We start from the raw sequence: 12,586 nt of genomic DNA on the forward strand, positions 1-12,586 counted from the left end.
GCCTACTGATCGACGATCGGCGCGAAGCCGCCGTAGATCATGCGCTTGCCGTCGAACAGGACCTGGTCCTTGTCGGGGTGCATGCGCGGATCGGCCATGAGCTTCTCCCAACTCTTGTCGCGCACGTCCTTGGAGGGCCATTCGATCCAGCAATAGGCGATCTTTTCGTCGCCGGTCGCCTGCACGGCGCCCTTGAAGTCGGTGACCTTGCCGTCGGGCACGTCGTCGCCCCAGGTATCGACGACACGCACTGCGCCATGCTCCTTGAGGGCGGTGGCTGCCCTGGCCGCCCAGGTGCGGAACGCGTCCCTGTTGCCGGCGGGGACGGGCATCAGGGTGCCGTCGACGTAGCCCGGCTTGCCGCCGGCGCCGCCGCTGCCGCTCTCCTCGACGAGCACGGAAAAGCCGCCATACACCATGCGCTGGCCGTCGAACGGCATCGATGCCGCCATCGCGTTGGCGTCGGGGTCGGCCCGCATCTTCTCGTTGGCAGCGTCACGGACCTGCTTGCTGGGGTACTCGACCCAGGAGAAGAGGACGACCTCGTCGGGTTTGGCCTTCACCGCGCGCTTGAAGTCGGTGAGCTTGCCGTCGGGGACGTCGTCGCCCCAGCACTCGACGAGGCGCGTCGCGCCGTGGCCCTTGAAGTACGATACGGCGTCGACGGCGTGCTTGCGATAGGCTTCCTTGTTCGCGGCCGGAACCGCCAGGATAAATCCTTCAACATAAACCATGGGACCTCCTTCCTCTCCCGCACTTGCAGGGCCGATCGACTGCCTGCAAGCCGGAAATGGGTCCCAACGTCACGCGATGCGAGGGCGTTCCGTCCGCCGCGTCGGGTTTTCACGTCGTCGGCCTGGTGCGTGACCTCGAACAGGCGCCGTGGCGGGCGTCTCGCCCGGCCTCTCCTCCGTGTGGAGGAGAGGCAGATGAAACAGAAAGGCGACCGCGCGGTCTAGTGCACGACCTCGAACAGGCCGGCCGCGCCCATGCCGCCGCCGATGCACATCGTGACGACGACGTTCTTGGCCTTGCGGCGGCGGCCCTCGATCAGGGCGTGGCCGGTGCAGCGCGCGCCGGTCATGCCGAACGGATGGCCGATCGAGATCGAGCCGCCGTTGACGTTCAGCTTCTCGTTGGGAATGCCGAGCTTGTCGCGGCAGTACAGCACCTGCACCGCGAAGGCCTCGTTCAGCTCCCACAGGTCGATGTCGTCCATCTTCAGCCCGAAGCGCGTCAGCAGTTTGGGAATGGCATAGACCGGGCCGATGCCCATCTCGTCGGGCTCGCAGCCGGCGACGACCAGGCCCTTGTAGATGCCGAGCGGCTTGAGGCCACGCTTGGCGGCTTCGGCGTCGCTCATGACCACCGCGGCCGAGGCGCCGTCGGAAAGCTGGCTGGCATTGCCGGCCGTGATCCACTTGTCGGGACCCATCACCGGCTGCAGCTTGGCGAGGCCTTCGATCGTCGTGTCGGGACGGTTGCCTTCATCCCTGGTGAGCTTGACCGTCTTCTTCGAGGTCTCCTGGGTGTTCTTGTCGGTGACCAGCATCGTGGTTTCCATCGGCACGATCTCGTCATCGAACTTGCCGGCCTGCTGGGCCGCCGCGGTGCGCAGCTGGCTCTGCAGGGAATACTCGTCCTGGTATTCGCGGCTGATCTTGTAGCGCGCCGCCACCGTGTCGGCGGTGGTGATCATGGCGTGGTAGATGCCGGGCACGTGCTCCTGGACCCAGGGATTGACCAGGCGGTTCTTGTTGCCGCCCGGCGGGCCCTGGACCAGCGACACCGATTCGAGCCCGCCCGCGATCATCACCGGCACCTTGTCGACCAGCACGCGCTGCGCCGCCATCGAGATGGTCTGCAGGCCCGACGAGCAGAAACGGTTGACGGTGACGCCCGAGACGCTGACCGGCGCGCCGGCCCGGATCGCCGAGACGCGCGCCACGTTCGAGCCGGTCGTGCCCTCGGGCGCGGCGCAACCCAGGATCACGTCCTCGACCTCGTCCAGCTCGAGCTTGGCGCGCTCGGCGGCGTGCTTGATCACGTGGGCGCCCATGTCGGCGCCGTGCGTGTCGTTGAAGACGCCTCGGAACGCCTTGCCGATCGGCGTGCGGGCGGTTGAGACGATGACGGCGTCGGCCATGGTTTTTCTCCTCGTAAAGCCAAACGTGACGTCATCCCGACTGCAACCTCTTCCGGAGGGCGTCTCGCCCGCTCTTCTCATGAGCGGGCGACACGCCCGCGGTCCGAAGAAGCCTCGCTCGGGATGACAGAGTGATCAGACCGTAGAGAACTTCCTGCCTTCCTGCACCAGCTTCTTGAGCAGCGGCGCCGGCTCCCAGAACGGGTCGCCGGAGGCGTCGCGATACTTCAGCAAGGCGTCATGGATGGTCTTCAGCCCGACCACGTTGTCGGCCCACCACATCGGGCCGCCGCGATAGACTGGCCACCCGTAGCCATTGACCCAGATCACGTCGATGTCGAGGGCGCGCTGGGCCATGCCTTCCTCGAGGATCTTGGCGCCCTCGTTGACCATCGGATAGAGGCAACGCTCCTGGATCTCCTGGTCGGAAATGGCGCGACGCGTGATGCCGAGCTTCCTGGAATTCTCCTCGATGATTTTCTCGACCTCGGGGTCGGGGATCGGCGTGCGGTCGGGCAGGTTGTACTTGTAGTAGCCGGCGCCGGTCTTCTGACCGAAGCGGCCGAGTTCGCAGATCGCGTCGGCGACGTAGCCGGTGTAGCGGACGTTGCGCTTTTCCTTCTCGTTCTTGCCCTGGCGGATGCGCCAGCCGACGTCGTTGCCGGCGAGGTCGCTCATGGCGAACGGGCCCATCGGGAAGCCGAAATCGTAGATCACCTTGTCGACCTGGTGGGGCAGCGCGCCTTCCTCGAGCATGTAGGCCGACTGCACGCCGCGCTGGCGCAGCATGCGATTGCCGACGAAGCCTTCGCAGACGCCGACCAGCACCGGGATCTTGCCGATCTTCTTGCTGAGCGACATCACCGTGGCGATGACGTCCTTGGAGGTCGCCTTGCCGCGCACGTTCTCCAGGAGCTTCATCACGTTGGCCGGCGAGAAGAAATGCATGCCGATGACGTCGCCGGGGCGGTTCGTGTAGCTGGCGATCTGGTTGACGTCGAGGCCCGAGGTGTTGGTCGCCAGCACCGCGCCGGGCTTGGCGATCTCGTCGAGCTTCTTGAAGACCCCTTCCTTCACCTCCATGGTCTCGAACACCGCCTCGATGATGACGTCGGCGTCCTTGAGGTCGTCGTATGAGAGCGTCGGCTTGATCAGCGCCATGCGCTTGTCGACGTCCTCCATCTTCATGCCGCCGCGCCTGGCGGTGTTCTCGTAGTTGGTGCGGATGGTCTTCAGCCCGCGATCCAGAGCTTCCTGTTTCACCTCGAGAAGCGTCACCGGGATGCCGGCATTGGCGAAGTTCATGGCGATGCCGCCGCCCATCGTGCCGGCGCCGACGATGCCGCCGCTCTTGATTTCGCGCTGCGGCGTGTCGGCCGGCACGTCGAGCACCTTGGCCGCCTCGCGCTCGGCGAAGAAGTAGTAGCGCTGGGCCGCCGACTCCGACGAGGTGAGCAGCTCGACGAACAGCTCGCGCTCGCGCTTCATGCCCTCATCGAACGGCAGCTCGACGGCGGCCTGCACGCACTTGATGATGTTCCACGGCGCCTTGAAGCCACGCGCGCGACGGGCGATCGCCTTCTCGGTCTCGGCGAACAGGTCGGGGGATTCCAGGGTCGCCGAGAGGTCGCGCACGCGCCGGCGCGGCGCGTTCTGGGCGACCAGCATCTGGGCATGCGCCACCGCGCCGGCCAGCAGGTCGCCCTCGACGATGGCATCGATGATGCCTTTGCTCTTGGCCTCGGGCGCGGGGATGTGGCGGCCCGAGATGATGGCGTCGAGCGCGTACTTGGCGCCCGCCAGGCGGGGCAGCCGCTGGGTGCCGCCGGCGCCCGGCAGCAGGCCGAGATGGACCTCGGGCAGGCCGACGCGCGTCGACGCGAGCGACACGCGATAGTGCGCGCCCAGCGCCGTCTCCAGCCCGCCGCCCAGCGGCGTGCCGTGCAGCGCCGCCACGATGATCTTCGGGCAGTTCTCCATGGTGGCGATGACGTCGTTCAGGTTGGCGCCCGCAGGCGGCTTGCCGAACTCGCGGATGTCGGCGCCGGCGATGAAGGTGCGGCCGCCGCCGATCAGCACGATGGCGTCGATGTTGGGATCGGCGGCGAAGGCGTCGACGCCCTCCTTGATGCCGTCGCGCACCGCCGCGGCCAGCGCGTTCACCGGCGGATTGTTGACGGTGAGGATGCCGATGCGCCCCTGGGTGGAGCGAAGCACTGCGTCGGACATGGACGTTCTTCCCCTGAAATCTGCCGTTGGCGATGGCGTGTCTTAGCAATCCCGGGGCGCGCCGCCCAGCGGCCTCGGGTTCCGCGGTGCGATGATCTCGTCTGGCATCGCGGGCGCACAGTCGTTATGCATCGTCGGCAAAGAAAAGCTAATGGGGGCATGCGGGAAATGACGACGAGACGCACTCTTCTGCGGGCCGCCGGCGGCTTCGTGCTGGCTTCCCCGGCGATCGTTCGCGCCCAGCCGGCGTGGCCGGCCCGACCAATCACCATCGTCGTGAACTTCCCGCCGGGCGGGCTCACCGACGGCATCGCCCGCGCCTTCGGCCAGCATGTCCAGCAGGCGACCGGCCAGCAGGTCATCATCGACAACAAGCCGGGCGCCAGCGGCAATATCGGCGCCGCCCTGGTCGCCCGGGCTCCGGCCGACGGTTACACCTTCCTGCATTCGGTCTCGGGCACGCTGGTGCAGAACCGCGTGCTGTTCAAATCGCCAGGCTTCGATCCGGACAAGGACTTCACCATCGTGTCGGGGACGCCCTCGGGCGTCATACCGGTGGTCGTGCACAAATCCGTTCCGGCGACCAATCTCAAGGAGTTCGTCGACTACGCCCGCAAGAACAAGGTGAACTTCGGCTCCTGGGCGATCGGCTCGGCCGCCCACATCTTCGCGCAAGGCCTGAACGAGAAGTTCGGCCTCAAGATCGAGGTGGTGAACTACAAGGGCGAGGCCCCGATGTGGCAGGATATGGGCGCGGGCTCGCTGCAGGCCGCGATGGGCAGCCCGCAGGCCATGAACGCCCTCCTGGTGAAGGGCGAGATCAGGCCCATCGCCGCGCCCGCCAGCGCGCGCGATGCGAAGTTTCCCAATCTTCCGACGTCCGTCGAGCAAGGTTTTACCGACGACGCCTTCGTGCTGCGCGGCTGGCTGGCGCTGTCGGCACCGGCGGCGACGCCCAAGCCCATCGTGCAGAAGATGTCCGATCTCTGGGTCGGCGCCGCCAATTCGGAGCCGGGCCGCAAGATGATGGAAAGCTTCGGTCTCACCGAGAAGCCGCTCAACCACGCGGAGGTCACGGCCGACTATCAGCGCCTCAAGGCCAGCGTGATCCCCCTTATCCTGAAGCTCGGCATTACGCCCGAGTAGACCGAGGCAGGCTGGGCATACCCCGCAGCCTTGTGCCCGAACTCGTCGCGCATCATTTCATGGCGACGACGGTGGACTGAATGACGACATTCCTGCTCGTGCCGGGTGCCTGGCTCGGCGGCTGGTGGTGGCGTGATGTCACGCCTCATCTGCGCGCCAGTGGACACCGGGTGGTCGCTGCGACGCTGACCGGCCTCGGCGAGCGCGCGCACCTGCTGCGATCCGACATCGGGCTCGCCACGCATGTCGCCGACGTTGTCGGTCTGCTGCACCATCGGGATTTGAGCGATGTCACGCTGGTGGGCCATAGCTATGGCGGAACGGTCATAACGGCTGTCGCCGAACAGGCACCCGAGCGCCTCAGGCGTCTGGTCTACCTCGACGCGGCCGTGCCGCGCGACGGCGAGTCCAACGACGACGTCGTCGGATCGGGACTTGCCGGCGAGTTGCGGTCCGCCGCGGCCGCCGAGGGAAAGGGCTGGCGTGTGCCGCCGGATGCATCGCTCGCCGATGAGTTGGTCGAGCCGATTCGCTCCTGGGCCGTAGCGCGCCTGACACCGCATCCCCTGCAATCGTTCGCAGAGCCGGTGCGGCTCGGCTCGCGCGCCGCTGCCGAGCTGCCGCGGGCCTTTCTGCGTTCGTCCCCGCGATCGGCGCTCTACACCAGTCTCCTGCAGCGGGCACGCGCGGACGGCTGGGTGTGCCGTGAGCTCGAGGGTGGACACTATCCCATGTTCACCGAGCCGCGGTTGGTTGCGGCGGCGTTGGCCGGACTGGACGCATAGCAGTGGGCGAGATTCGCTTCGACGGACAAGTCGTCGTCGTCACGGGGGCGGGACGTGGGTTGGGCGCGACCTACGCGCGGCTCATAGCGACGCTGGGCGGCTCGGTCGTCGTGCACGATGCCGGCGTGGCACCAGACGGCAGTGGCTTCGACCCGGCAGTCGCAGACGGCGTCGTCGCGGAGATTGCGGCAGGTGGTGGCACCGCGGCTGCCTGTCACGAGAACCTGGAGGATGCCGCAGCCTGCCGGCGTGTCGTCGAGTTCGCCCTTGCGCAGTTCGGACGGGTGGACGGCCTGATCCACAATGCCGGGCTCGTCGTCTTCGCGAGCCTGGAGGAAACAGCGCCTGAGGTCTGGACCCGCATGATCCGCATAGGCGTCGACGCCGCGTTTCACCTGACCCGCGCCGCGGTGCCGCACATGCGCCGTCAGGGCTATGGCCGCATCGTGCTGACGACGTCGGGCCGGGCCATGCGGGTCGAGGATTGCGTGCCCGGCCTGGTGGCCTATGCGACGGCGAAGATGGCGCAGGTCGGGCTCATGGTCGGGCTGGCGGCGGAACTCCGCGACGCCGGAGTCCTGGTCAACGCCATATCGCCCGTGGCGGCGACCCGCGTTCTCCGCCGCTCGGCCCCCGAGCTGCTGCCCGATTACGTCGCACCGGGCGTGGCGTTCCTGGCGTCGTCGGCCTGCAATACCTCCGGCGCGGTGCTGAACGCGGCCGGCGGACGCTTCTCGACCAGCTGGTGGGACCATGGCGAGGCGGTCGACCTCGGCCCGACGCTCGCATCGGTGGACGAGGTCGCGTCGCGCTGGCGTCAGATCGTGGCGCGCGGCGCGCCGACGGAGTAGCTTTCGAACGGCCGGACGTCCGATCTCCGGCCGCCATGCCTGCAAGCACAATCGAACGAGGGAGTGAGCCAAGATGCGTATCTCTCGACGTCACGTCGCGGCCGCTGGCGCGCTGGCACTCGCCACGGCTTCGCTGCCATCCGCCTCCCGCGCGGAGTCCGCCGACGAAGCGGCAGTCACGAAGGCCATCGACGATCTCGGCAAGGCGATGATCGCCGCCGACAAGACCAAGCTCGATGCGCTGGTCTCCGATCAGCTGAGCTACGGCCATTCCAGCGGACGCATCGAGACCAAGGCGATGTTCATCGACGTCTTCGTCAGCAAGAAGTCCGTCTACAAGTCGATCGTCCTCACCGAGCCCAAGGTCGCCGTGGTCGGTAACAATGCGATCGCCCGCCACGTCTTCGCCGTCGATTACGAGTCCGACGGCAAACCCGGCTCGGCCAAGGTCGGCGTGATGCAGGTATGGGTGAAGGAAGGCGGAGCGTGGAAGCTGCTGGCGCGCCAGGCGTTCCGGCTCGCGTCATGAGGCGGTAAGCCCGGACATCACGATCTCGAGGCCGGTGCGAAACTCGCGATCCGGCCCGAGCCGGCTCGCCTCTTTCGCAATCTCGATCAGCCGCGGGTAACGATCCGGCGGCAGCGCCTGTGCGCGTGCGATGTCGGGATGGCCGTGGCCGCCCATCACCGGCTGGGCGAGCTGTGCCTGCACGAAGCCCATGACGAACCCGGTGACGGTCCGGAACGCCACCAGCAGGTCGGTGCCCGAACGACCGCTGCGCGACAACGCCTCGAGCAGGTTCTCTGCCCAGTCGAGCGTCGTGTCGTGCAGGGTGCGGCGCGTCAGCACCAGGGGGATCGAGCAGGTCATGAGCCATCGAGAGAACGTTCAGGACCGAGGCCATGCCGGCAGTTTTAATACCCAGTATCGTCCAGCCTTGATCTGCATCAGGATGACGACGGCAGGTTGGTCTCTGCCGCAGCAAGAGGGGGTCCATGGCATTCACCGGCACGAACTATCTGGCCATCCTGATCGCGACGGCGGCCGGCTTGGCCTTCCGCGTGGTCCATCATGCGAGCTTGTCGAAGCATGGATCGTCAACGGCATCCACCGCTTCGGCGTTCTTGTCGTTCGGGACGACGTCATCGGGATCATGGGCGAGTGAGGCGACAGCATGACGAACAGGCGCCCGCGCATCGAAGGCTACGCCATCGTCTCTCATGAGGGCATGATTGCCCTGTCCGACGGTTCCTTTCCCAAGGAGCTGGAGATCCCGGCCGATCAGGAATTCTATCGGCAATCGATTGCGCGCGCGTCGGCGATCGCCAACGGACGTCACTCCGCCGAGGGCGGGCCGGGACAGAAGGAACGCAAGCGCATTCTGCTGACGCGTCGCGTCCAGCGTGTCGTCTTCGATGCCGAGAATCCCAATGTGGTCCTGTGGAATCCGGCGACTGCGTCGTTCGACGAAGCGTGGCAGCGGCTGGGCGTCGACGACGGCATGCTGGCGGTGATTGGTGGCACCGACGTGTTCGCCCTGTTCCTGACCCTGGGCTACGACACCTTCTTCCTCACGCGCGCGGCGGCGAGCGTGCCGCGCGGCCGACCGGTTTTTCCCGGGGTGGGCAATGGAGTGACGCCCGAGGATGTGTTCGGGCGATACGGCATGGTCCTGCACAATACCCGGCTCCTGGACCCGTTGACCCCTGTCCAGGAATGGGGTCCCAAAACCTAGCGACCCGATTTGCCCGCGAGCAAGCGCTCGGCGGCCTCGACGAACGCCATAAGGCTCTGTGCGCTCACCTCATCGGTGGCGATCGTGCGGTAGAGCCGCGCCATGCCGTCGTAGATGTCGCCGCCGACCGCGGGCTCGCCGATGAACGCGGCGATCTCCGACATCTCGCCGTCGAACCGGTAGGCCTTGGGCAGCATGGCCGGTACCGAACGCGTCAACCAGGCGAGCAGTTGCGGCTGGCTGGTGCGCAACTCCGCCGCCAGGTCGGCGGCGGCGCCGGCGCGCGTGGCGGCCAGCATCATGGTGGCGCCAAGTGCCGTCAGGCCCTTGGTGATGCCGGCATAGGACATCTTCAACGCCGACGCCGCCCCGATCGGACCGTCGACGACGCGAACGTCGAGGCCGTGTTTGCCAAGCACAGACAGGGCTTCGGCGTCGGGGCCCGAGGTGTAGATGATGGTACGCGTACCATCTTTCGGCGGGCCGCCGATGATGCCGGCATCGACGACGCGATCGCGGGTTCCGGTGAACAGCCGTGCGACGTCCTGCATGGTCTGCGGGCTGACGGCATTGCAATCGGCATAGAGGCGCCCGGGCTTGCTCGCGGCGATGTCGGCCACCGCGGCGGCGACGGCGGGCGCCTCCGATGGCGGGACGATCGACAGGATGATGTCGGCGTTCTCGAGATCGGACCATGTCCCGGCGCGCACGCCGACGGCCTCGGCGCGCTTGCGGCTTGCCGCGCTGCGCCCCTCGAGGACCGACATGACGTCGATGCCGGACGCGACCATGCGGCCGGCAACGGCGCTGCCCATTGCGCCCTGGCCGAGGACGGCGACAACTCCCACGCTTTCGACCATAGGCTTCTCCGCGGCGATTGAAGGCGATCCGGTGGAGCAAGTGCCCCTCGAGAGCCGGCCGGCCCGGGCTACGGTGCCTGCTGCAGGCTCGAAACTTCGTTGGTGAGGGTGGTGCGTCGCATGTCGCGCACTTCGGCGTAATCGTAGCGGCGGGCGCGATGCATGGTGACGCGATTGTCCCACATCACCAGGTCGTGCGGCTGCCACACATGGGCGTATACGAACTGGCGCTGGGTGGCGTGCTCGGTCAGGTCGCGCAGGAAAGCGCGCGCCTCCGGCACCGGCCATCCCTCGATGCCGCCGGCATGGCTCGCGAGATAGAGCGACAGACGGCCGGTCGCCGGATGCTTGCGCACCAGCCGTTGGCGCACCGGCGCCCATTTTTCTCGCTCGGCATCGGTGAAGTCCGTGAAGCCGAGAATGCCGCGCGAGAAGATCTGGCTGTGCAGGCAGATCAAATCATGGACCTCGCGCTTGGTCGCTTCGTCGAGCGTATCGTAGGCGGCACGCATGTCGGCGAACTCGGTGTTGCCGCCGGTCGGCGGAATGTGACGCGCCGACAGCAGCGAGTACTTGGCCGGGATCTCCTTGAACGAGCTGTCGGAGTGCCACAGCTGGTTGCCGAGGCCGAACAGGCGGCGGCGATCGTCGCGCGCCAGGACCCGGTTGTTCTTGTCGAGGTTCGAGATGTCGTTCAGATCCATGCTGACCCGGCGTTCCTCGGGCGCGGCGATGTCGCCGGTGGCCTGCTCCAGGGGGCCCAGGCTGCGGCTGAAGACCAGCTGCTGCTCGTCGTTGATCTTCTGGTCGTGGAAGACCAGTACGCCGAACTCGTCCATGCCGGCATGGACGGCGGCGACCTGCTCGGGCGAGAGTGGCTGCGTGAGATCGAGACCCGAGACCACGCCCGCGAAGAAGGCGCGATTCACCGGGTCGATGGGTTGGATGTCGATGGTCATGGCGGCAAGTCTACTGCGAACGGGCGCAGGCGGCGATATCTTCTCCTCCCCGGCATCGCCGGGGAGGTGTCGCCGTCTTCGGCGACGGAGGGGTCATGATTCATGCGGACCGCGGGCGTCCCGCCCGCGCATCGCAACATCAAGAGCGCCCGGGACGCCCGCGGTCCAAAGATCATGACCCGACCCCACCCTCGCCCAAGACGGCGACACCACCCCAGCGAAGCCGGGGAGGAGGACAGCACTACGCCGTCGGAAGTTTGTAGTCCTCGAAGTGCTTGCGCAGCGCGGTCTTGAGGATCTTGCCGGTGGCGCCGTGGGGGATGGCGTCGATGAACTGGACGTCGTCTGGCATCCACCACTTGGCGATCTTGCCCTCGAGGAACTTCAGCAGATCGGCCTTGGTGACGTCGGCGTCGGGCCGGCGAACCACGATCAGCAGCGGCCGCTCGTCCCACTTGGGATGATGGACGCCGATCACCGCCGCCTCGGCGACGCCGGGGCAGCTCATCGCCGCATTCTCGAGGTCGATCGAGCTGATCCATTCGCCGCCCGACTTGATGACGTCCTTGGAGCGGTCGGTGATGACGACGGAGCCGTCCGATTCGATCTTGCAGACGTCGCCGGTCATGAACCAGTCGTCCTCGAGGAACTGGCTCTTGCCGTCGCCCTTCATGTAACCGTTCACGATCCATGGGCCGCGCACCACGAGATTGCCCGAGACGCTGCCGTCATGCGGCAGGTCGTTGCCAGCATCGTCGATGATCTTCATCTCGCAACCGAACACCGGCCGACCGGCCTTGGCTGTGATGGCAAAGCGTTCGGCGTCGGGCAGGCTGCGCTCGCCCCTGTTGAAGCGGGTCACCGTGCCGAGCGGGCTCATCTCGGTCATGCCCCAGCCTTGCACGACCTCGACGCGGTGCTCCTTCCAGAAGCGCTCGATCATCGCGAGCGGCACGGCCGAGCCGCCGATCAGAGTGCGCTTGACCGATGACATCTTGAGCTTGTTCTGAGCGCAGTAGTCGAGCAGGGCGAGCCACACCGTCGGCACGCCGGCGCTGAGCGTGACCTGCTCCTTGTCCAGAAGCTCGTAGACGCTGGCGCCGTCGAGCTTGGGCCCGGGGAACACCAGCTTTGCGCCGCACATCGGCGCGGCGTAGACCAGGCCCCAGGCATTGGCATGGAACATCGGCACTACCGGCAGCAAGGTGGTGTCTGGATTGATCGGGATCACCGCGCCGTTCGACGCCATGATCGAATGGATCATCGTCGATCGGTGCGAGTACAGCACGCCCTTGGGATTGCCCGTCGTCCCCGAGGTGTAGCAGAGCGAGGACGCAGTCTTCTCGTCGAAGCTGGGCCATTTCAAGGTGCCCGGCTTGCCCGCGACCAGCTCCTCGTAGCACAGCAGGTTGGGAATCTTGGACGAGGCCGGCATGTGCGCTCGGTCGGTCATGACCACGACGTGCTTCACCGTCTCGAGCTTGCCCCACACGCCCTCGACGATCGGCAGCAGGTTGAGGTCGACGAAGATGACCTTGTCCTCGGCGTGATTGGCAATGTAGGCCACGTGCTCGGGCGCCAGCCGCGGGTTGATGGTGTGCAGGACCGCGCCGATGCCGGAGATGCCGAAATAGAGCTCGAAATGGCGGTAGGTGTTCCAGGCGATGGTGCCGACCCGGTCACCCAGCTGGATGCCCAGCCCCTGCAGCGCCTCGGCGACCTGCCTGGCCCGCTTGGCCGCGTCGCGGTAGCCGTAGCGATGGATAGGGCCTTCGACCGTGCGCGTGACGATCTCGACGTCGGGATAGTAGGCGGCGGCGAAGTCGATGATCTGCGATATCAGCAGCGGACGGTCTTGCATCAGGCCGAGCATG

General features: G+C 66.8%; 13 protein-coding genes. 6 read left to right on the forward strand and 7 right to left on the reverse strand.

Annotated features, from left to right (window positions below):
* Positions 1-2 precede the first annotated feature (2 nt).
* The 3 genes from AB7O82_RS04210 to AB7O82_RS04220 form a co-directional block, all read right to left on the reverse strand.
* Complete coding sequence (locus AB7O82_RS04210; RefSeq protein WP_428537777.1) at positions 3-734, reverse strand: DUF1428 domain-containing protein; 732 nt, start codon at positions 732-734, stop codon at positions 3-5.
* Between the two features lie 221 nt (positions 735-955).
* Positions 956-2,146, reverse strand: coding sequence for an acetyl-CoA C-acyltransferase (locus AB7O82_RS04215; protein ID WP_428537774.1), 1,191 nt, complete (start codon positions 2,144-2,146; stop codon positions 956-958).
* Between the two features lie 135 nt (positions 2,147-2,281).
* Positions 2,282-4,375 carry a 3-hydroxyacyl-CoA dehydrogenase NAD-binding domain-containing protein gene (locus AB7O82_RS04220; protein ID WP_428537771.1) on the reverse strand — a complete coding sequence of 698 codons (2,094 nt, stop codon included), beginning with the start codon at positions 4,373-4,375 and terminating at the stop codon, positions 2,282-2,284.
* 168 nt (positions 4,376-4,543) lie between these two features.
* Between AB7O82_RS04220 and AB7O82_RS04225 the strand changes: the two genes are divergently transcribed.
* The 4 genes from AB7O82_RS04225 to AB7O82_RS04240 all read left to right on the forward strand — a co-directional run bounded on the left by AB7O82_RS04225 (position 4,544) and on the right by AB7O82_RS04240 (position 7,686).
* Positions 4,544-5,521 carry a Bug family tripartite tricarboxylate transporter substrate binding protein gene (locus AB7O82_RS04225; RefSeq protein ID WP_428537768.1) on the forward strand — a complete coding sequence of 326 codons (978 nt, stop codon included), beginning with the start codon at positions 4,544-4,546 and terminating at the stop codon, positions 5,519-5,521.
* Between the two features lie 80 nt (positions 5,522-5,601).
* On the forward strand, positions 5,602-6,306 hold the full coding sequence (locus AB7O82_RS04230) for an alpha/beta fold hydrolase (RefSeq protein WP_428537765.1): 705 nt from the start codon (positions 5,602-5,604) through the stop codon (positions 6,304-6,306).
* 2 nt (positions 6,307-6,308) lie between these two features.
* The gene (locus tag AB7O82_RS04235) at positions 6,309-7,157 is read left to right on the forward strand and encodes an SDR family NAD(P)-dependent oxidoreductase (protein ID WP_428618705.1); all 849 of its coding nucleotides are present in this window, start codon (positions 6,309-6,311) and stop codon (positions 7,155-7,157) included.
* Positions 7,158-7,230: 73 nt separating this feature from the next.
* Positions 7,231-7,686: a nuclear transport factor 2 family protein gene (locus AB7O82_RS04240; protein WP_428537762.1), complete on the forward strand. Its 456-nt coding sequence runs from the start codon at positions 7,231-7,233 to the stop codon at positions 7,684-7,686.
* On the opposite strand, the gene AB7O82_RS04245 is transcribed toward AB7O82_RS04240, so the two are convergent.
* On the reverse strand, positions 7,681-8,028 hold the full coding sequence (locus AB7O82_RS04245; RefSeq protein ID WP_428537759.1) for a TetR/AcrR family transcriptional regulator C-terminal domain-containing protein: 348 nt from the start codon (positions 8,026-8,028) through the stop codon (positions 7,681-7,683). The genes AB7O82_RS04240 and AB7O82_RS04245 overlap by 6 nt on opposite strands.
* Between AB7O82_RS04245 and AB7O82_RS04250 the strand changes: the two genes are divergently transcribed.
* Both AB7O82_RS04250 and AB7O82_RS04255 read left to right on the forward strand, forming a co-directional pair.
* Positions 8,027-8,323 (forward strand): hypothetical protein, encoded by a 297-nt coding sequence (locus tag AB7O82_RS04250; protein ID WP_428537756.1) that lies wholly within the window; start codon positions 8,027-8,029, stop codon positions 8,321-8,323. The two genes, AB7O82_RS04245 and AB7O82_RS04250, sit on opposite strands and share 2 nt — an antisense overlap.
* A gap of 9 nt (positions 8,324-8,332) precedes the next feature.
* Complete coding sequence (locus AB7O82_RS04255; RefSeq protein WP_428537753.1) at positions 8,333-8,893, forward strand: dihydrofolate reductase; 561 nt, start codon at positions 8,333-8,335, stop codon at positions 8,891-8,893.
* On the opposite strand, the gene AB7O82_RS04260 is transcribed toward AB7O82_RS04255, so the two are convergent.
* The 3 genes from AB7O82_RS04260 to AB7O82_RS04270 form a co-directional block, all read right to left on the reverse strand.
* On the reverse strand, positions 8,890-9,753 hold the full coding sequence (locus tag AB7O82_RS04260) for a DUF1932 domain-containing protein (RefSeq protein ID WP_428537750.1): 864 nt from the start codon (positions 9,751-9,753) through the stop codon (positions 8,890-8,892). The two genes, AB7O82_RS04255 and AB7O82_RS04260, sit on opposite strands and share 4 nt — an antisense overlap.
* A 68-nt stretch (positions 9,754-9,821) precedes the next feature.
* Positions 9,822-10,712: a TauD/TfdA dioxygenase family protein gene (locus tag AB7O82_RS04265; RefSeq protein WP_428537747.1), complete on the reverse strand. Its 891-nt coding sequence runs from the start codon at positions 10,710-10,712 to the stop codon at positions 9,822-9,824.
* 241 nt (positions 10,713-10,953) lie between these two features.
* The gene (locus AB7O82_RS04270; RefSeq protein ID WP_428537744.1) at positions 10,954-12,585 is read right to left on the reverse strand and encodes a 3-(methylthio)propionyl-CoA ligase; all 1,632 of its coding nucleotides are present in this window, start codon (positions 12,583-12,585) and stop codon (positions 10,954-10,956) included.
* Between the last annotated feature and the right edge of the window lies 1 nt (position 12,586).

It is taken from the genome of Reyranella sp., assembly GCF_050185545.1.
Taxonomy (GTDB): Bacteria; Pseudomonadota; Alphaproteobacteria; order Reyranellales; family Reyranellaceae; genus Reyranella.